This window comes from Halapricum salinum (assembly GCF_004799665.1).
GTDB lineage: Archaea > Halobacteriota > Halobacteria > Halobacteriales > Haloarculaceae > Halapricum > Halapricum salinum.
The window spans coordinates 2,726,926-2,745,310 of sequence record NZ_CP031310.1; the positions used below are offsets into that span (position 1 = coordinate 2,726,926).

An 18,385-nucleotide genomic window follows, 5' to 3' on the forward strand; every position below is an offset into this window, starting at 1 on the left:
GACTTATACACCCCCATAGCCTAGCCCCACTCGTAGTCATGGCAGTTACCACGAAATCACGCAGTTCAGCACCGTTCACGATCAGCGAGGCCGATAGCGACGCGCTCCCGGAGACGACGCTCGTCGCGCGGACGAAGCGGTACACGTTCTACTGGCTGGTCGGCGAGGAGCCGATTCTGCTCACGGTCAAAGACGTCGACGGGACGACCGTCACCGACGAAGTCGAACCGCCCGATCGGATGGTCGAACAGCTCGCACAGAGTAGCTAGTCGGCGGGCTGGTCGAACTCCGTCTCCTCACGGAGCGTGCCGGACTCGTCGCTTGGAAGTCGTTCGGCGAGGCGTTCGCGCACTGCGCCGACGTCGGCGCGGTCGTTTTCGAGCGCTCGCACCAGCGCGAGCGCACGGCGGGTCTTCGTCTCGCGCCAGGATTCTTCTCGGGACTCGTAGGTCCGAATCGCTCGCAGGAAGTCGATCTTCCGGAATTCCGGCCAGTAGGGCGCACAGAAGTAGACGGCCGCCTCGTTACCGTTGGCGTGCCACGGCAGGAAGTTCGACGTTCGCTCGTCGCCGCCCGTGCGGATGATCAGGTCGACGTCCCGGGTCGCCCCTTCGTAGAGACACTGCTCGACGGTGTCGACGTCGACGGCGTCGGCGTCGAGTTCGTCGGCGTCGACCCGAGTGGCGATGTCGCGGGCGGCACTCAGCAGTTCGGCCCGACCGCCGTAGGCCAGCGCGATGTTGAGCGTGAACTGGTCGTACTCACGAGTTCGGCCTTCGGCGTACGCGACGGCGTCCTGGACACGCTCGGGCAGGCGATCAATCTCGCCGATCGCCCGGATGCAGACGCCGGAGTCGTGGACGCGGTCGGTGTCGGCGAACTCTCTGAGTTTCTGCTCGATGAGGTCGAACAATTCTTCGAGTTGCTCGGGTGGTCGGTCGAAGTTCTCCGTCGAGAACGTGTACAGCGTGAGTTCCTCGATACCGAGTTCGTCACACCAGTTCAGCACGTCCTCTGTCGTCTGGGCACCCGCGCGGTGGCCGTCGGTCGCGTCGGCTCCCTGGCTACGGGCGTAGCGGCGGTTGCCGTCCTGAATGACCGCGACGTGGTTCGGCGTCCCCGACAGCTCCCAGCGGAGCAATCGCTCGTAGGCGTCGGTCGCCAGCGACCGTAGCGGGGACAACATAGACGGATACTGTCGCGCAGGCGGTATGAGTTTTATCGTTCGGGCTCGCGAGACGAGGATATCGTGAGGCGTATTAGCCTCTGTGACCGAGATTCGTATACGAATGGCTCAGGAAATCGTCGACGAGGACCTCTACGAACAGGCCCAGGCACTGCTCGAACCGGGCGAGATCGAACTCAACGGGATCGTCGTCCACACGGAGCTGACCAGTGACGACGAGGCGAAACTCCACAAGACGACCGTCGAGATCGGCGACGCGATCGCCGAATACGCCGCTCCCGAGGAGGACACGTACATCTACTCGGGCAACGACGATCCGGAGTTCGGACTCAACCAACACCAGGGACTGACCCTCGACGACGACGCGTTCGTCTGGGAGTGCCAGCAACTCATCCGGGAAGGGACCTTCCGGATCGTCTTTTACTACGAAGCAAGCGCGGACCAGCAGGCGATCGTCGAGGCCGTCTCCGAGACAGGGCACACGGTCGAAAGCGTCGAGAGCTAGAGCGTCGCCTGACAGTTCCAGCACCGGTCGAAGTCGCCCTCGTTTTTCTCACCGCAGTTCGGACACTGCGGGTCCTCTGCGGACTCGACCGTCGGCTGGTCGCCGGTCCTCGACCGCGCGTCGCCAGCGTCGATACCCGAGAAGTCGACCGGACGCCCCTCACGCTTGGCGCGACGAATCTCTTCGAGTTTGTCCTCGTCGCTGAAGTAGTCGACGAGACGGAACAGGGCAACCATCATGACGACCGGGACGAGCGCGACGGCGACGATAGCGAGGAACAGCGCGATCAGGTCCACGATCATACAGTATGGTAGACACTATGTCACAATAACCGTGCGGATATCCCGCCTGTCGAGACGCTTTTCACGACTGAACCCCGAGTGTCTGCCAACGCAGTCGAGTGATGATTCCCCTGTTTCACGACTTCGAAGACGAGGTGGTCCTCGTCGTCGGCGGTGGTCCCGTGGGTGCTCGCAAGGCCCGTCGGTTCGGACGGGAAGCGAGTGTCGTCGTCTGCAGCGATGACTTCGGCGACCGGGACTTCGGCGACGCAGAGCGCGTCCGTACTGTCCTCGAACCAGCGGACGCCTCAGCGTGGCTCGACCGGATAGAGCCCGCGCTGGTCGTGGCGGCGACCGGCGACGAGGCGGTCGACGACGCCGTGGCTACGGCGGCTCGCGAGCGGGGAATGTTGGTCAATCGAGCCGACAAGCGCGGGGGGCGCGACGCCGGTAGCGTCGTCGTCCCGGCGACGATCAGAGAGGAGCCGGTCGTTGCGGCACTTTCGACGAGCGGCCGGAGTCCGGCCCTGAGCCGCTACTTGCGACAGCGACTCGAACCCGAACTCGCGAACGCGGGGGCGATGGCCGAACTCACCGGGGAACTGCGACACGATCTGGAGGCCGCAGGTATCGGGCCGGAGCGACGACGGAAGGCGCTTCGAGCGGTTGTCAGGTCCCGTGAGGTTTGGACAGCTTTAGATAGTGGCAGTTCCAAGGCACGCCAGAGAGCTACCGACGTGATCGACGAGATCGAAGGTGAGAACCCGTGACACGAGCACTGGGCGTCATCTCTGGCGTCAGCGTCTCTCACGAGCACGCCAGCGTCCACGAGATCGAGGCCGTCGCGACCGAGAGCCAGCGCGAAGCAGTCGCCACCCTCCTGGCCGAGCCCGCCGTCGAGGAGGCGTTCGTCCTCCAGACGTGCAACCGCGCGGAGGCGTACGTCGTCACCGACGACCCGGCTGCCGGCCGCGACGTGTTGGCGTCCTATCTCGGCGATGTCGAGTCCTCGACCGCCGAGCGGATGGACCACGAGGAGAGCCTGCGCCAGCTGATGCGGGTCGCGGCCGGCCTGGAGTCGCTGGTCATCGGCGAGGACCAGATCATCGGGCAGGTCAGAGACGCCTACGAGGACGCCAGGAGCGTCGGCGGGATCGACGCCGTCCTCGAAAGTGCGGTCACGAAGGCGATCCACGTCGGCGAGCGCGCGCGTTCGGAGACGCGCATCAACGACGGCGTCGTCTCGCTGGGCAGCGCCGCGGTGACGCTCGCCGAACGCGAACACGATCTCGACGGCGTGACGGCGCTGGTCGTCGGCGCTGGCGAGATGGCGACGCTGGCCGCGAAAGCGATCGACGCCCGGACCGACGTCGAGCGCTTGCTCGTGGCGAATCGGACGATTCCCCACGCCGAACACGTCGTCGAGTCGGTTTCGATCGAGGGCGCTGCAGTGGGACTAGACGCCCTTCCGGCGGCGGTCGAGGCGGCCAAGCTGGTCGTCGCTGCGACAGACAAACCCGGTCCTATCTTTGACGCCGAGGCCTTCGCCGACGCCGGCGAGACGGTCGTCGTCGATCTCGCCCAGCCACGCGACGTCCCGGAAGCCGTCTCGACGTTCGAGTCGGTGACGCGATACGACATGGACGCCCTGGAGACGATCACCGACGAGACCCGAAGCGAGCGTCTCGAAGCCGCGACGGTCGTCGAGAAACGGATCGACGAGGCCTTCGAGGAGTTGCTCACCCAGTACAAGCGAAAGCGCGCCGACGAAGTCATCTCGGCGATGTACGAGGGGGCCGAACGGCGGAAAGCGGCCGAACTGGAGACGGCGTTCGCGAAGCTCGACCTCGACGACGAGCAGCGAGAGATCGTCGAGTCGATGGCCGATTCGATCGTCAACCAGTTGCTCGCGCCGCCGACCAGCAGCCTCCGTGACGCCGCCGAAGACGACGATTGGTCGACGATCAACACGGCACTCCAGCTGTTCGAGCCTGACTTCGGGAGTGAGGCGACCGCGCCGCCGAATTTCGTCGGTGATCTCAGTCCTGACGATATTCCCGAAAGCGCCCGCGACCAGATCCCACCACGGATCCGCGAACAACTCGACGACTGACGCTGATCATCCGAATGCTCCGAGAAACGTCGCTGTGTCTTCAGGCCTGACCAGTGCTGGCTTCGTAGGCGGCCCCCAGCCGCTCGATGAGTCGGTGGATCGGCAGCGGAATACCTGCCCGACGCGCGACGAGCGCGATCGGGAGTAGCGCGATGCCGACCAGGACGGTCAACTGGTACAGTGCGAACAGGGCGATCCGGGACAGACGTGATTCCATCGGTCTGTGTCCTCAGTTGAGGGTGGAGTAGTTTCGGTACATAAGCTTTCCCATAACGAAAGGGACAGTTGTGATAGATTGTGTAGGTTCGTGGCGGTCACGTCTTGCGATTAAAGTTGATTTGAATTGTTCCCAACTCGGTGTGAGTTCGGGCGAGTCGTGCGGTAATGGAGCCGTTGGCGACACGCGAGGTAGCCATAAGTTATAGCCATTATTGGGGTGACGTGCGCGAGGTCGAATAGCCGAGAATCGAGGGGGTCGGCAAGCCGAATCATAAAACACCAAGAGGCTCGCGTTCGGAGGGAGTGATATGAACTACCTCGTCGTGATGGAAGCAGCCTGGTTGGTTCGAGATGTCGAAGACATCGACGACGCGATCGGCGTGGCCGTCAGCGAAGCCGGCAAACGGCTCAACGATCAGGACATGGACTACGTCGAAGTCGAAGTCGGCGCGACGGGCTGTCCGGCCTGTGGTGAACCGTTCGACTCGGCGTTCATCGCCGCCGACACCGCACTCGTGGGCCTGGTTCTGGAGATGAAGGTCTTCAACGCCGAGAGCACCGAACACGCCCAGCGGATCGCAAAGAGCGAGGTCGGCGGTGCCCTCCGTGACGTCCCCCTGAAAGTGATCGAGACCGTCGAATTCGAGGACGAAGAGAGCGAGGAAGCGAGTAACTGATCGTTCGGGCCGGCTGCCGGTACTTTTTTGTATTACCCTCGGTTATCAGGTAGTATGAAACTGCCCACCCCCGAGGACTTACGCGAGCGCCGGAAGGAGCTCGAATTGACCCAGAGTGAGCTTGCCGACCGGGCGGACGTCTCTCAGCCGTTGATCGCTCGGATCGAGGGTGGCGACGTCGATCCGCGCCTGTCGACTCTTCGGCGGATCGTCAACGCCCTGGAGGAAGCCGAGGGCAGTATCCTGCGGGCCGCAGATCTGATGAACACCGACGTCGTCAGCGTCGCCCCAGACGACTCTGTCCACAACGCGAAAGAAGTCATGGATGGAAAAGGCTACTCACAGGTCCCAGTGATCCGCGACGGGTCACCGATCGGGTTGATCGGCAACACGGACATCCGCCAGCGCGACGAAGAGAACGTCGGCGAACTACCCGTTGCGCAAGTCATGCACGAGTCGATCGCACAGGTCGAACCGGACGCGACTGTCGACGAGGTCGATACCTACCTAGACCACAAGGCCGCGGTACTGGTCGTCGAGTCAGGCCAGACGATCGGTATCATCACCGACGCCGACATCGCTGCGCACGTCAGTTAATCTCGCTACTGGATTCGAGACCCTTCTCGCCGTAACACCCTTGGTAATTGACAACGTGGGTCACTCATGGACGCGATCGTACTCGCAGGCGGGTTCGCAACGCGACTCTGGCCGATCACGCGGAACCGACCGAAGATGTTCCTCCCGATCGGCGACACGCTGGTCATCGATCGAATCTTCCGAGAACTGGAGGCAGACGATCGGATCGACGACGTCTACGTCTCGACGAACCAGGAGTTCGCCGAGGAGTTCCAGGACCACATCGACGAGAGCCGCTTCGAGAAGCCGCGGCTGTCAGTCGAGGACGCGCGCGAGGAGGGCGAGAAGTTCGGTGTCATCGGGGCACTGGCCGAACTCGTCGAACGCGAAGGTCTCGACAGCGACACGCTCGTCATCGCCGGCGACAACCTCATCAGTTTCCCGTTGTCGGACTTCATCGACGAGTTCGTCGACAACGACGCGACGACGCTTGCCGCCTACGACGTCGGCGACATCGAGCTCGCGACCCAGTACGGCGTCATCGCCGTCGACGGCGACCGCGTCACTGACTTTCAGGAGAAGCCGGACGATCCGCCGAGCACGCTCGTCTCGATCGCCTGCTACGCCTTCCCTGCCGAGACGGTCGCGCTGATGCCGACCTACCTCGAAGGCGACAACAATCCGGACGAGCCCGGCTGGTTCATCCAGTGGCTCGTCGAGCGCGAACCTGTGTACGCCTACCCCTTCTTCGATCAGTGGTTCGACATCGGAACCCCGGAGAGCTATCTCGACGCCGTCGCCTGGTATCTCGACGGCGGGACGTTGATCCACCCCGACGCCACGATCAGAAACTCCGATATCGGAAAGAACGTCCACGTCATGGCTGGGGCGAAGATCACCAACTCGATGATCGAAAACTCGGTCATCTTCGAGGACGTGCACCTCGACTCCTGTCAGATCACGTCCTCGATCATCGATCAGGAGACGATTCTCGAAGACGTCAGCCTCTCACACGCTCAGATCGGCGCGTACACGTCGCTCACCCAGGAGCGACCGCCTGCCTGGGAGTGGGAGCGCTATCGCGATTCGGAGTGAGTCGTCACTCTATTTTCCCACAACAGTCACATTCGTGCCCGTTGTACTGGCGACAGGATGAGCGAGCTGGAATCCAGGTCAGTGCTGGTCGTCTCCGAGAGCTCGCTTTCGGTCGACGATCTGGATGCCAGCGACGGGACCGTCTCTGTGACGGTGCTGACCGGGCCAACCGAGGTCTTCGAGAAGCTAACTCGGTCCGCCTACGACTGTCTGGTCTTGCCCGCGCGGGTGCACGACCGCTCGGCGGTCGAGCTCGCCTACGGTATCAGGTCACTGTTTCCCGAATTGCCGATCGTCGTCGCGGGCTCCGATCCCGACTCGGTCGCGCCGCGCTCGGACATCACCGTCGTTGCGGCTGACTCGGTGCTCGAGGACGCGGTCGCTGGGGCTGTCGCGGATCGACTCGAGGGCGATCCACCGGCTGTAGCCGGTCGCCCGCCGTCTCCGATGGAGACGCTGTTGCTCTCGATATTCACCGAGATGCCACATCACTTCTACGCCAAGGACACCGAGGCCCGACACGTCCTGATGGGGCGGGGATTCAACGAGCCGACCGACCGGATCGGGCTGACTGACGTCGAGGTCGGTGAACTCCAGGACGACCACGGAAAAGCCGCCCTGCAGGACGAACTGGACGTCATCGAGGGCCGGACCGACCGGATCGAGGTCGAGGAGTTCCTGGATCTGAGCGCCGAATACGTCGAGACAGTGAAGGTCCCCTGGCGGGACTCCACCGGCGATATCGCCGGGATTGTCGGACTCACTCAGGACATTACCGAGCGGAAAGAGCGCGAGCACGCTTTCCAGCGCCAGTACGAGCGGCTGGTCAAGACCGCGCTGGTCGCCGCCCACGAGTTCCGCAACGAACTCCAGATCGCCCACGGCAGAGTCGAACGTCTCGAGGCCGGCACAGACGAAACCGCGGCGATCGTCGATTCGCTGGATCGGCTCGAATCGATCGTCGACACCGTCGTCGACCTCTCGACGACGGACTCGCGGCTCGCCGAACAGAAGCCCGTCTGGCTCTCGCGGCTCTGCCGTGAGATCTGGGACGCCCTCACCGAAGGCGATGCAACCCTACAGATCGACTCTGACGCCCGAGTCGTCGCCGATCAGGAGTCGGCGAGTCTCCTGTTGCAGAACCTCTTTGAGAACGCTATCGAACACGCCGGTCCCGACGTGACGATCACTGTCGGCGCGACCGACGACGGCTTTTTCGTCGCTGACGACGGCCCCGGAATCGACGCCGACTCCCCCGACCGCGTCTTCGACGCCGGCTACACGACCGACGAGGAGAACACCGGTCTCGGGCTGTACGTCGTCCAGATGGTCGCCGACGACCACGACTGGACGGTCTCGGTCTCGGCGGGTCCCGACGGCGGGGCTCGGTTCGACATCGGGAACGTGGATCTGCACTAGGCACTACCACTTTTTGTGCCGTCGGGTCTCGCACGCGAGCCCAGAGGCTCGCGGCGGACCGCTCCGGCACAAAAACGTGGGGAAAAAGGCCGCTCGCGCTCGGTAGAGCGCTCACGGCTCGCTCCGCTCACCGTTCGCAATCGAGACCCGACCTTCGGTCGCGTCTCGCACCGCTCGCGGGGAAACAGCGCTCGCGGGGAAACAGCGCTCGCGAAGCTCGCGCCGTCTGCTGAGGGCCATCGCCACTGCCACTGCACCGCCACCGCCACCGCGCCGCCACACTCCTCCCCAGCCGATTGCGCTCCTCGCTCACTCTGCTCGCTCCGGTGCTCATCCCTCGCGCAGTGTCGTCTCGCGGCCTCGCCTTGCTCGGGACGCTCGAACAGCGCGCGCCTACTCCTGGGCCATCGCCCATCCGATGAACCACTCGAACCCGGCGAAGGCGACTCCGAAGAACACGACGAAGGTGATCCACCGCAGGAGGTGAAAGCTGCCCGTGAACGCGAGGCTGACGAAGATGTACGCCAGCGACGCGGCGACGAATCCAGCCACGTAGAGATCCCGGCGCGTACTCATAGCGAGGCTGTCGTCCGGCACGTCCTTAGTAGTCAGGGGCCTACTCCAGTTCCAGCCCACCACTTTTTCCTCCTCGGTGCGCTCACTGGCTCGCGGTTGCACCGCTCGCCGTCTGGAGACGCTCCCCCTGGTCGTGTCTCCCGCCGCTCGCGCACCACTCGTCGCAAAAACATGGGGAAAAAGACCTGCTGGATCCTTTCAGTCGCCAGCAGCGAAACGACGCTCACACCGTTCGCGCCGTATGCTCACACCAGTTCCAGCCCACGCACCGCCACGCACTCTTCGCCTTCTTGAACTGTGCCGATGATCTGCGCGTCCTCGCTGTCTTCGACGACAGCCTCGGCGTCGTCCTCCTCCAGAGCGGCCACGAACCCGGTGCCCATGTTAAAGGTGCGGTGCATCTCCTCTTCGTCGACGTTGCCCTCCTGCTGGACGAACTCGAAGACGGCCTGGGCGTCGAAGGGGGCCGTGATCTCGTAGCGGAAGGGGCCCATCCGGGTCAGGTTGGTCCAGCCGCCGCCGGTCACGTGGGCTGCGGCGTTGGCGTTGTGCTCACGGAGGGGATCGAGCACCTCGCTGTAGATTCGCGTCGGCGTGAGCAGTTCCTCGGCGATGGTCTTCTCGGGGTTCGGCGGGAAGGCGTCGGTGTAGTCGTGCTCGCGGGTGACGGCCTCGCGGGCGAGCGTCAGTCCGTTCGAGTGGATCCCCGAGGAGGGCCAGCCGACGATGGCGTCTCCCACCTGTGCTTCACCCGGGAAGATAGCGTCTTTGGGCGCGAGTCCGGCGCACGTCCCCGCGATATCGAGTCCTTTGATCACGTCGGGCATGACTGCGGTCTCGCCACCCACGAGGGAGACGCCGGCGCGTTTTGCCCCCTCGCGCAGGCCCGCGCCGATTGCCTCGCTGGTCTCTTCGTCGGGAATCTCGACGGCGAGGTAGTCGACGAACGCCACGGGTTCGACCCCGGCGGCGATCAGATCGTTGGCGTTCATCGCCATGCAGTCGATCCCGATGGTCGAGTAGTCGTCGATGGCTTCGGCGACCAGGAGTTTCGTCCCGACGCCGTCCGTGGCGAGTGCGAGATACTGGTCGCCGATGTCGACCAGTCCGGCGTAGTCGCCCTCGAACTCCCCGGCTGCGCCGATGAGTGCCTTCGTCGCGGCCTCGCTGGCCTCGATGTCCACGCCCGCCTCGGCGTAGGTGAGATCGTCGTCGTCGCTCATACCCGGACAACTGCGTGGTCCGGCCAAAAGGTCTCCGATCGCTCGTCGTCCGGCCAGTCTCCTCAGCTCTGGAGCGTCCAGACCCGCACGTCTTCGATGGTCTCGGAGATGTCCAGATCGGAGACGCTCGTTCCCGTGACGCCGACGATCTGTGAGGAGGTCGCGACGCCGGCCCGGAGTGCCTTCTCGTCGTCCCAGCCCTGCTCGTAAGCCCACAGGACGGCGGCGAACATCGAGTCGCCCGCCCCGACGGTGTCGACGACGTCGACGTCCAATGCGGGGGCGTACAGCGTCTCCTCGGGTGTGACCATCATCGCACCCTCGCCGCCCATCGACGCGATGACGCGTTCGAAGCCCCACTCCTGGAGTTCACGGGCCGCCTCGGCGCAGTCGTCGATGTCGTTGATCTCGATTCCCGTGGCCTCTTCGAGTTCGACCTCGTTGGGTTTGCAGTACTCGTAGGTCTCTTCGAGGTCCGGCAGGAGGTCGCCGTGGACGTCGATCGCGGTGTCCCAGTCGCCCGCAGCGGCGAGTCGGTCGACGGCATCGTCGTCCATCCCCGGCGGGAGGCTGCCGCCGATGTCGACGATCGAGGGGTCATGTTTCTGGAGCACGTCGATCAGATCGTCCACGGCCGATTCCCCGACCTGCGGGCCGGACTGATTGAGATGATACTCCGTGTCGGGCGTGAGGATGGTCGTGTTCATCCGCGTCGGCTCGGCCGTCTCACAGAAGTCCGTCGGAACCTCGAATTGCTGGAGGTTCTGCTCGATGAAATAGCCGGTGAAGCCGCCGACGATCCCGGTCGCGAGCGTCTCGTCGCCCAGCGCCCGGACGAACTGCGAAACGTTGATCCCGTTGCCACCCGCGTCGAAACGGGCCTCCCGGGAGCGCTGCACTGCGTCGGATTCGAGCGGTTCATCCATCTCGATCGTCTGGTCGACTGCCGGATTCGGGGTTACTGTCAGTATCATGGCTCTCGGTACGCCGTCTGTCGGCGCGGTCTACTAGCCGGAGATGACTCACCCGCCGTTGATAAACGGGTCGATCTGTGACTACCTTTCACTTCACAGATTCCCGTGTCGACCCGTCCTCCTACCACTCGAAATTCTTCGCTGTCTCGACGAACGCCTCGACACCTTCGACTGGTGTGTCCTTGTCGACACCGTGGCCCAGATTCAGGACGTGTCCCTGCGGTCCGGCGGCCTCGATAATCTCTCGCGTGCGCTCGCGGATGGTCTCTCGATCGGCGAACAACACGGATGGATCGAGGTTGCCCTGCACGCCGAGGCCGTCCAGTTGCTCGCGGGCCGTCCCCATCTCGACGGTCCAGTCGAGGCCGATTACGTCGGGATTCGCGGCCGCGATCTGGTCGAGTCGTCCGCCCATGTTCCTGACGAACAGGATCGTAGGAGCGTCGACGGCCTCGACGATCCGGCGATGACGCGGGACGATGAACCGCTCGTACTCCGCGGGAGGAAGGATTCCGGCATAGGTGTCGAACACCTGCACTACGTCCGCGCCGTGGGCGACCTGATACTGGAGGAACTCGGCGACGGCCTCGGTGAAGCGATCGAGCAACTCCGCGAACGCTTCGGGGTGCTGGACGCGGAACTGCCGGGCAGGGAGGTGATTGCGTGAGGGCTGGCCGGCGATGGCGTAGGAGGCCAGGGTAAAGGGACCGCCGGCGAAGCCGATCAGCGAGGTCTGATCGCCGACGCTGTCGTCGAGCCGGTCGAGGAGTTCGCCCACGTAATCCAGTCGTTCGGGGATCGGCTCCCGTGCTCGCTGGACGTCCGCGGGACCGGAGACGGGGTTCTCGATGATGGGGCCGGTCCCGGATTCGATGTGATAGGAGAACCCGAGCGGTTCGAGGATGGTGAGGATGTCCGAGAACATCACCAGCCCGTCCGGGCGGTAGCGCTCCCAGGGCAGGAGGGTGATCCGCTCGGCGACTTCGGGGTCGGTGACGGCTTCGACGAACGAGTGGTTCTCGCGAATCTCGCGGTACTCGGGGATGTGCCGGCCGGCCTGGCGCATCAGCCAGACGGGCGGGCGCTCGGTTCGCTCGCCACGGGCAGCACGAACGAGGAGGTCGCTCATTGGACGCCATTCGGGCGGAGGTGTGTAAGGCGTTGCGAACTCCCGGTCAAGAAGTCGGGCCCGTCAGGCCGATTCGAGCGCGAAGTGGTAGGCTGCTCCGCAGTCTTCACCGTGCGGATCTTCGTCCGTCTCCGCCCCGGCGACGACCGACCCCCCGTCCGCGCTCGTCGCGACACTCCTGCCGAAGTAATCCCCGCGGTCGCCGTCTCCCGCGACGAGTGTCGCCAGTTCACGCCAGTCACGGCCGGCACGACCGAACGCGTAGGCCGCGCCGGCGTTGTATCCGTTGTCTCCGGCGGGCCCGCGAGCACTGAGCAGTGCAGTGGTCCCGTCCGCGCTCAGGTCGAGCGCGTAGCCGAACATGAAGTCAGCGTCGTGGCCGGCCGGAACGATACTCGTCTCCGCGTCGAATCCCTCGCCAGTATAGGCGTACACGACTCCGCCGCGAGTCAGCCCCGCCGGCTCGTCGTAAGGGGCGCCGACGAGCGCGACGCTGGCGTCGCTATCCGTTGCGACTGCCCCGCCGAACGTTTCGTTTGCCGTCCCATCTCTGGCGGTGAGGGTCCGAACACGGCCCCAGGACCCACCCGAGCGCTCGAACACCGCTGCGCTGGCGACCGCGTCGTCCGGGTTCGAGGTCTCTTCACCCTCGACGACGACGCGGAGCGGCGCACCGACGATAGCCGTCTCCCCATCGTCGGCCAGGGCGACGTCGAACGCAAAGTTGGACGCGGCTCCGTATTCGTCCGCTTGCAGTGTCCCTGCCGCTTCCCAGGAGTCTTCGAACTCGAAAACGAACGCCGAGCCACGGACCGACTGGTCCGGCCTGTACCGTATCGTCAGCCGGTCCCCAGCCGGATTCCCGACGAGTAGCGACTGACCGTCTCGCGAGGCGGCGATCGCGCGTCCGAACGCCAGGCGGTCTCCCGGAGGATGGAGTACCGCTTGCCGGGCCCACCCATCCGTCGTACGGTCGAACACGGAAACTCCCCCGCCGGACGGCGCCGAGACGAACACGCGATCGCCACCGGCCCCGATGGCCACGTCGGTACCGAACGCGACTGGCGCTGCCTCATCCTCGGGGAACAGTTTCGCACTCCAGCTCCAGGACCCGCCCGAACGTTCGAAGATCGAAGCGGATCCCGTCTGGTCGTCGTCGTTCCGTGCGCCGACGACGGCGGTCGTGCCGTCCGCTGAGACGGCGACCGCACTCCCGAAGTAGTCGTACTCTTCACCGTCGCTGTCGGCGAGTTTCTCCGTCTGCACTGCCTCGATAGGACCCGGTGTCGTCGGCGTGTCTGTCGCCCCCGATTCACTCGATTTCGGCTCTGTCGGCGGCGGATCCGTCGTCTTTCCACCGTCACCACCAGTACACCCTCCGAGTCCGAGCAGCCCGGTTGCACCGACCGTACGGAGGACCGTTCGTCGGTTCGGCATCGACGGAAACTCCGGGCCGGTGTCCCAACAAAGCTTCGACCCCCATAGCCCGTCCGGACCGCTTTGGACAACCCTATAAGTCCCGGGGTGAAACCGGATTCCATGAGCAAGCCGCGAATTCTGCTGCTCGGCCCACCGGGAGCCGGGAAAGGAACGCAGTCGAGTAACATCGCTGGGGAGTTCGGCGTCGAACACATCACGACTGGCGATGCCCTCCGGGCCAACAAGGACATGGACATCAGCGACATGGACACCGAGTACGATACGCCCCGCGAATACATGGAGCAGGGCGAACTCGTCCCGGACGCCGTCGTCAACGCCATCGTCGAGGAAGCCCTGACGTCTGCGGACGGCTTCGTGCTGGACGGCTATCCCCGAAATCTCGAGCAGGCCGAAGAACTCGAGGGCATGACCGACCTCGACGTGATTCTCTCGCTCGACGTGAGCAAAGAGGAGCTGGTCGACCGCCTGACCGGCCGCCGGGTCTGTGACGACTGCGGAGCGAACTATCACGTCGAGTTCAGCCAGCCCGAACAGGAAGGTGTCTGTGACGAGTGCGGCGGCGAGTTGATCCAGCGAGACGACGACACCGAGGAGGCCGTTCGAAACCGACTGGACGTCTTCGAGGACAACACCGCACCCGTGATCGGGCACTACAGCGACCACGCGGGCTTCGTCGAGATCGACGGCGAGCAGACGCCCGACGAAGTCTGGACGGACGTCCGAGCGGCGATCGAAGAACAAGCCTGATTTAGGACGGCTCACTAGGACATCAACAATGGCACGAACCGTTCAGAAGGTGGATTCTCTGGTCGAGGAGGACGGGAGTATGGAGCCCGCGATCGAGACCGTCCTCGAAACGGCCGAGGAGAAAGGCGTCGTCCAGTGGAACGACGTCAGTGACGACCTCACGAGCGGGCAGTGGGGTCGACTCATCGAGAAGGGGATCCTCGTCGACGCCGATGGTGAAGGGTTCGTCGTCGACGACCCCGACGGGATCAGAGACGCACTCGACGAAGCTGAACCGAGCGACGAGGAAGAGAGCGACGGCAGCTGGACGAGCTGGGACAAGATCGCGCTGGTCGGTTCGCTCGCGCTGTTCGTCGGCTACTGGCAACCCGATATCCGCGACCAGATCGGCGAAGTGATCGACATCGGAATCGGCCCGATTAACTCCCTGGTTCCGTTCTACGTGACGATCCTGGTGCTGGCAGTCCTGACCGGCCTGTGGTCGACGCTGCTGCAGGATCGGCTCACGAACCTCGACAACATGAGCGGGTATCAGGAGAAACAGAAAGAGCTCCGCGAGCGCGAGAAGAAGGCCAAAGAAGAGGACGACGACGAGGCTCTCGAGGAGATTCGCCAGGAACAGATGGAGATGATGACCGAGAACCTGGGCATGATGAAACAGCAGTTCCGCTCGATGCCCTGGATAATGCTGTTCACCATCCCCATCTTCCTGTGGGTCTACTGGCAGGTCCGCGGTCTCGGCGTTGGGCAGGCCGGTCCCGTGCTGGTGATGCCGCTAGTCGGTGAGGTGAACGCCTGGGAGGCCGGAATCATCGGGCCGCTACAGGCCTGGATCTTCTGGTACATCCTCTGTTCGATGAGCCTCTCCCAGATCATCCGCAAGTCGCTGAACATCCAGACGTCGCCGACCTGAGGCGACTCCGAACTCACGTTTTCGGGACGAAGACACAATCTCTTTGAGCGGGACCCTCCGAGTGAGGATATGTTGATCACCGTCTCCGGCCCCGCCGGCAGCGGCAAGAGCACGCTCGCCGCCAGCCTGGCCGACGCACTGGACTACGAGCACGTTTCGGGCGGCGACATCTTCCGCGACCTCGCCGAAGAGCGTGGCATGACGCCGCTGGAACTGAACAAACAGGCCGAGGAAGACGACCAGATCGACCGCGATCTCGACCGTCGACTCCGTGACATCGCTCGCGATCGGGACGAACTCGTCCTCGAATCCCGGCTCGCGGGCTGGATGGCCGGCGACTACGCCGACCTGAAGGTCTGGCTGAGTGCCCCCCTGGAGATCCGCGCCGAGCGAATCTCCCAGCGCGAGAACAAGCCCGTCGATCAGGCTCGCGAGGAGACCCGCGAACGCGGTGAGAGCGAGGCCCATCGCTACAACGAGTATTACGGGATCGACTTCGACGATCTGTCGATCTACGACCTCTCGATCAACACCGCCCGCTGGGGCCCGCAGGGCGTGCTCAGCCTGACGTTGCACGCCGTCGAGTCCTACAAGGAGACTGGCGACGAGGGCAAGACGCCGATCACCGGCGTCGAGTACGATATCTGAGATGGTTCGTGGTCCGCCATCCGAGCGCTCGCCCGCCGACATGCTCGAGTTCGGCGTCGTCAATCTCGACAAACCGCCCGGTCCCTCGGCCCATCAGGTCGTCGCCTGGCTCCGGGACATGGCCGGCGTCGACCGAGCAGCCCACGCCGGAACGCTCGATCCGAAGGTTACGGGTTGTCTGCCCGTCTTGCTCGGCGACGCCACCCGGATGGCGCAGGTCTTCGACGACGCCGTCAAGGAGTACGTCGCCGTCCTGGAGTTGCACGGTGAGCCGCCCGCAGATCTCCGGGAGACCGTCGCCGAGTTCGAAGGGCCGATCTACCAGAAGCCGCCCCGCAAGAGTGCCGTCGTACGGAAGCTGCGAGTCCGCGAGATTTACGACCTCGCCGTCCTGGAAGTGGAGAGTCGCCAGGCCCTGCTCCGGGTGCGCTGTGAGAGCGGGACCTACGTTCGAAAGCTGTGTCACGACCTCGGGTTGGCGCTCGGGACAGGCGCACATATGGGCCACCTCCGGCGCACGGCGACCGGGACGTTCGACGACACGACCCTGGTGACGATGCACGACCTCGCGGACGCACTGGCGTGGTACGAGCAAGACGGCGACGAGGGGTCGTTGGGAGACGTCGTCCAGCCCGCCGAACGAGCGCTCAGGGGCGTGCCCCGCGTGACGATCGCTCCCAGTGCCGCCGAGAGCGTCGCCGACGGCGCGCCGGTGTACGCCCCGGGTGTGATCGAGTGCGAGCACGAGCTGGACAGCCAGCTCGTCGCCTGTTACACGCCGGACGATGCGGCCGTCTGTCTCGGCCGGCTCGTCGGCGACCCGGACGCTGAATCCGGCGTCGTCGTCGAGTTAGAGCGGGTTCTGGTGTGAGTGGTCGACGGGATCACACCGCCGGACTGCGACCCGAAACGACACCCTTAATTGGCGCTCCCTCTTCGACCTATTTGCGGGACCGTAGGGTAGTGGTATCCTCTGCCGATGGGGTCGGTAGGACCTGAGTTCGAATCTCGGCGGTCCCACTCCAAAATAAAGGTTGGCGGCACACTCTGCCGCTTTTTCCGCATTTCGAGGTGGTCAGCGTGAGCCGTAGCGCTGACGTCGACCCAGCCGGCTACCTGGGTCAAATCTGCGACTGTTGCGGCTGCGTCATCGACGAAGAACTGAAGCGCTGTCCCGCTCTCGACGAGGGGGGTGTGTCGCCCGTGAGCCGCGCCGCGCACAGCTGGGAGCCCAGCGACGACCTCGGCGACCCGGTCGGCGGTTCGTCGACGCTGTCGATGCCCGGCGACTGGGACCTCTCGATACCCTGGAAGGGCGCACAAACCGAGCGCGACTCCGGCGGTCCCATCAACGACGCCGAGCGCATGTCTTCCTCAGCGGTGGCGACAGCCCGCACAGAGTCACCTGGGCGCTGAAGGGCCGGACGCTCGTCGACGACTGTGACTGGGTCCCGAGCGTCCCTTACTTTTCGACCTCGAAGCCGCCGCTCTCGTCGTCGGTCTCCTCGCTCATGTGCTCGTGCAGCGTCGAGAGTCGGTGTCCGTCCGGGATCTCCGCGAGCGATTCGAGCAGCGTCGGCAGCGCTCTTGCTCCCGAACTCAACTGTTGGACTCATATCTCATACAACAGTCGCACTGGGTGACAGCAGGGTAAGGAATCCGCAACTCAGAGGGTTTCAGGGGTGACGGCAGGGCGGGCCTCAGGGCGTCATATCGGGCATATTTGAGGGTGCAGGCCATCCCAGCGGATATGAGCCAGACCGACGCCGAACGACGAGTGACCCAGGCGCTCGCCGACACGACGACGCTCTCCCCGGAAGGGTCCGCCCAGGTGCAGATGAATCGCGGGACCGCCTACTCAGCGATTCCGGCACGGCTGCGGGACCACTTCGACATCGAGCAGGGTGATCGCCTCCAGCGCGCGTACGATCCGACGACCGGCTGCCTGATCATCTCACTCGGCGACTACGATATGTTTGAGTGAATCGGCGAAACATCTATTCCACACTGTACACAACGTATACACATGAGCACAATCCGAGTATCCGACGACGTCAAAGACCGCCTTCGAGACCTGAAACGCGAAGACGAATCATTCAACGACCTGCTGGACCGCCTCAGCCGCCAAGAGAAGGACGTCGAAGAGATGGCAGGGTTCCTCAGCGAATTCGACGACGGTAATCTCGAAGAGAAAATGAACGAAGCCCATGAGGAACTGAACGAGTCGCTGGAGAAGCGAGTCGAATGATCGTTCTCGACAACGACGTCCTCGTCAAGATCGGCGGTCAAGATCCAGACCCGACCGTCGTCTCACATCTCAAGCAGTACAGCAACCGGGAGTGGACGATCCCGTCACTCGTTGCCTGGGAATTCTACAAGTCACAGGCCAGTCGGACCCAGATGCTCCAATCGCAGCGGACGCTGAACAGGGATATCGACCGAATCCTCAATTTTTCTGACGATGTCGCCCTCGAAGCGGCCTATCTCGGTGAACGGCTGCAAACCCAGGGCGTGACGCTCGACCCCATCGACATGCTCAACCTCGCGATCGCCCACGAGGCCGGCGCGACGTTCGTCACTCACAACAGCAACGATTTCGACAAGTCTCCGATCCACGAACTTACCGACATCGACGTCATCGTTTCCTGACCCCCTGTCCGGTTC

Annotated in this window: 25 protein-coding genes and 1 tRNA gene; 17 read left to right on the plus strand and 9 right to left on the minus strand. The window is 64.1% G+C overall.

What is annotated here, in order from left to right:
• Positions 1–38 precede the first annotated feature (38 nt).
• Positions 39–269: a hypothetical protein gene (locus DV733_RS13360; RefSeq protein WP_049992491.1), complete on the plus strand. Its 231-nt coding sequence runs from the start codon at positions 39–41 to the stop codon at positions 267–269.
• Here the strand turns inward: DV733_RS13360 and uppS are convergent.
• A complete protein-coding gene (gene uppS / locus DV733_RS13365) occupies positions 266–1,186 on the minus strand; it encodes a polyprenyl diphosphate synthase (protein WP_049992492.1) in 921 nt (306 codons plus the stop codon). The two genes, DV733_RS13360 and uppS, sit on opposite strands and share 4 nt — an antisense overlap.
• Positions 1,187–1,289: 103 nt before the next feature.
• Between uppS and DV733_RS13370 the strand changes: the two genes are divergently transcribed.
• Entirely contained in the window at positions 1,290–1,691 is a 402-nt protein-coding gene (locus DV733_RS13370; RefSeq protein ID WP_049992493.1) for a DUF5778 family protein, read from the plus strand.
• On the opposite strand, the gene DV733_RS13375 is transcribed toward DV733_RS13370, so the two are convergent.
• Positions 1,688–1,993, minus strand: coding sequence for a DUF7577 domain-containing protein (locus tag DV733_RS13375; protein WP_049992494.1), 306 nt, complete (start codon positions 1,991–1,993; stop codon positions 1,688–1,690). The genes DV733_RS13370 and DV733_RS13375 overlap by 4 nt on opposite strands.
• Before the next feature lie 101 nt (positions 1,994–2,094).
• On the opposite strand from DV733_RS13375, the gene DV733_RS13380 reads away from it, so the two are divergent.
• Both DV733_RS13380 and hemA read left to right on the plus strand, forming a co-directional pair.
• Positions 2,095–2,742: a precorrin-2 dehydrogenase/sirohydrochlorin ferrochelatase family protein gene (locus DV733_RS13380; protein ID WP_049992495.1), complete on the plus strand. Its 648-nt coding sequence runs from the start codon at positions 2,095–2,097 to the stop codon at positions 2,740–2,742.
• Complete coding sequence (gene hemA / locus DV733_RS13385; RefSeq protein ID WP_049992496.1) at positions 2,739–4,085, plus strand: glutamyl-tRNA reductase; 1,347 nt, start codon at positions 2,739–2,741, stop codon at positions 4,083–4,085. The genes DV733_RS13380 and hemA overlap by 4 nt, the downstream gene beginning before the upstream one ends.
• A gap of 40 nt (positions 4,086–4,125) precedes the next feature.
• Here the strand turns inward: hemA and DV733_RS17375 are convergent, their stop codons facing one another.
• Complete coding sequence (locus DV733_RS17375) at positions 4,126–4,302, minus strand: hypothetical protein (protein ID WP_170178707.1); 177 nt, start codon at positions 4,300–4,302, stop codon at positions 4,126–4,128.
• A gap of 310 nt (positions 4,303–4,612) precedes the next feature.
• Between DV733_RS17375 and DV733_RS13390 the strand changes: the two genes are divergently transcribed.
• From DV733_RS13390 to DV733_RS13405, 4 genes are all read left to right on the plus strand, one after another.
• The gene (locus tag DV733_RS13390) at positions 4,613–4,981 is read left to right on the plus strand and encodes a DUF555 domain-containing protein (protein WP_049992497.1); all 369 of its coding nucleotides are present in this window, start codon (positions 4,613–4,615) and stop codon (positions 4,979–4,981) included.
• A 54-nt stretch (positions 4,982–5,035) separates the two neighbouring features.
• On the plus strand, positions 5,036–5,578 hold the full coding sequence (locus DV733_RS13395; RefSeq protein ID WP_049992498.1) for a CBS domain-containing protein: 543 nt from the start codon (positions 5,036–5,038) through the stop codon (positions 5,576–5,578).
• 66 nt (positions 5,579–5,644) lie between these two features.
• Positions 5,645–6,652 carry a sugar phosphate nucleotidyltransferase gene (locus tag DV733_RS13400; protein WP_049992499.1) on the plus strand — a complete coding sequence of 336 codons (1,008 nt, stop codon included), beginning with the start codon at positions 5,645–5,647 and terminating at the stop codon, positions 6,650–6,652.
• Between the two features lie 57 nt (positions 6,653–6,709).
• Positions 6,710–8,071, plus strand: coding sequence for a sensor histidine kinase (locus DV733_RS13405; protein ID WP_237560460.1), 1,362 nt, complete (start codon positions 6,710–6,712; stop codon positions 8,069–8,071).
• 393 nt (positions 8,072–8,464) lie between these two features.
• Here the strand turns inward: DV733_RS13405 and DV733_RS13410 are convergent, their stop codons facing one another.
• The 5 genes from DV733_RS13410 to DV733_RS13430 form a co-directional block, all read right to left on the minus strand.
• Positions 8,465–8,647, minus strand: coding sequence for a hypothetical protein (locus tag DV733_RS13410; protein WP_049992500.1), 183 nt, complete (start codon positions 8,645–8,647; stop codon positions 8,465–8,467).
• 245 nt (positions 8,648–8,892) lie between these two features.
• Positions 8,893–9,870 carry a phosphoribosylformylglycinamidine cyclo-ligase gene (gene purM / locus DV733_RS13415; RefSeq protein ID WP_049992501.1) on the minus strand — a complete coding sequence of 326 codons (978 nt, stop codon included), beginning with the start codon at positions 9,868–9,870 and terminating at the stop codon, positions 8,893–8,895.
• 62 nt (positions 9,871–9,932) lie between these two features.
• Entirely contained in the window at positions 9,933–10,844 is a 912-nt protein-coding gene (gene pfkB, locus DV733_RS13420; protein WP_049992502.1) for a 1-phosphofructokinase, read from the minus strand.
• Between the two features lie 121 nt (positions 10,845–10,965).
• On the minus strand, positions 10,966–11,973 hold the full coding sequence (hemE, locus tag DV733_RS13425) for a uroporphyrinogen decarboxylase (protein ID WP_049992503.1): 1,008 nt from the start codon (positions 11,971–11,973) through the stop codon (positions 10,966–10,968).
• A gap of 63 nt (positions 11,974–12,036) precedes the next feature.
• Positions 12,037–13,410, minus strand: coding sequence for a hypothetical protein (locus tag DV733_RS13430; RefSeq protein WP_049992504.1), 1,374 nt, complete (start codon positions 13,408–13,410; stop codon positions 12,037–12,039).
• A 102-nt stretch (positions 13,411–13,512) separates the two neighbouring features.
• On the opposite strand from DV733_RS13430, the gene DV733_RS13435 reads away from it, so the two are divergent.
• From DV733_RS13435 to DV733_RS13460, 6 genes are all read left to right on the plus strand, one after another.
• Positions 13,513–14,160: an adenylate kinase gene (locus tag DV733_RS13435; protein WP_049992505.1), complete on the plus strand. Its 648-nt coding sequence runs from the start codon at positions 13,513–13,515 to the stop codon at positions 14,158–14,160.
• 28 nt (positions 14,161–14,188) lie between these two features.
• Positions 14,189–15,073 carry a DUF106 domain-containing protein gene (locus tag DV733_RS13440; protein WP_049992506.1) on the plus strand — a complete coding sequence of 295 codons (885 nt, stop codon included), beginning with the start codon at positions 14,189–14,191 and terminating at the stop codon, positions 15,071–15,073.
• A 69-nt stretch (positions 15,074–15,142) separates the two neighbouring features.
• Positions 15,143–15,721, plus strand: a complete 579-nt coding sequence (gene cmk, locus DV733_RS13445; RefSeq protein WP_049992507.1) for a (d)CMP kinase — start codon at positions 15,143–15,145, stop codon at positions 15,719–15,721.
• A gap of 1 nt (position 15,722) precedes the next feature.
• Complete coding sequence (locus DV733_RS13450) at positions 15,723–16,592, plus strand: RNA-guided pseudouridylation complex pseudouridine synthase subunit Cbf5 (RefSeq protein WP_049992508.1); 870 nt, start codon at positions 15,723–15,725, stop codon at positions 16,590–16,592.
• Between the two features lie 78 nt (positions 16,593–16,670).
• Positions 16,671–16,741, plus strand: a tRNA-Pro gene (locus tag DV733_RS13455).
• Between the two features lie 183 nt (positions 16,742–16,924).
• Positions 16,925–17,137, plus strand: coding sequence for a hypothetical protein (locus DV733_RS13460; protein ID WP_174876520.1), 213 nt, complete (start codon positions 16,925–16,927; stop codon positions 17,135–17,137).
• Between the two features lie 46 nt (positions 17,138–17,183).
• Here DV733_RS13460 and DV733_RS17380 read toward each other — a convergent pair whose 3' ends face one another.
• Complete coding sequence (locus tag DV733_RS17380; protein ID WP_170178676.1) at positions 17,184–17,324, minus strand: hypothetical protein; 141 nt, start codon at positions 17,322–17,324, stop codon at positions 17,184–17,186.
• 147 nt (positions 17,325–17,471) lie between these two features.
• Between DV733_RS17380 and DV733_RS13465 the strand changes: the two genes are divergently transcribed.
• From DV733_RS13465 to DV733_RS13475, 3 genes are read left to right on the plus strand one after another with little or no spacing between them, the layout of a single operon-like run.
• Positions 17,472–17,705 carry a hypothetical protein gene (locus tag DV733_RS13465; RefSeq protein ID WP_049992510.1) on the plus strand — a complete coding sequence of 78 codons (234 nt, stop codon included), beginning with the start codon at positions 17,472–17,474 and terminating at the stop codon, positions 17,703–17,705.
• A gap of 42 nt (positions 17,706–17,747) precedes the next feature.
• The gene (locus DV733_RS13470; protein WP_049992511.1) at positions 17,748–17,969 is read left to right on the plus strand and encodes a DUF7557 family protein; all 222 of its coding nucleotides are present in this window, start codon (positions 17,748–17,750) and stop codon (positions 17,967–17,969) included.
• A complete protein-coding gene (locus tag DV733_RS13475; protein ID WP_049992512.1) occupies positions 17,966–18,370 on the plus strand; it encodes a type II toxin-antitoxin system VapC family toxin in 405 nt (134 codons plus the stop codon). Before DV733_RS13470 ends, DV733_RS13475 begins: the two co-directional genes overlap by 4 nt.
• Positions 18,371–18,385: the final 15 nt, after the last annotated feature.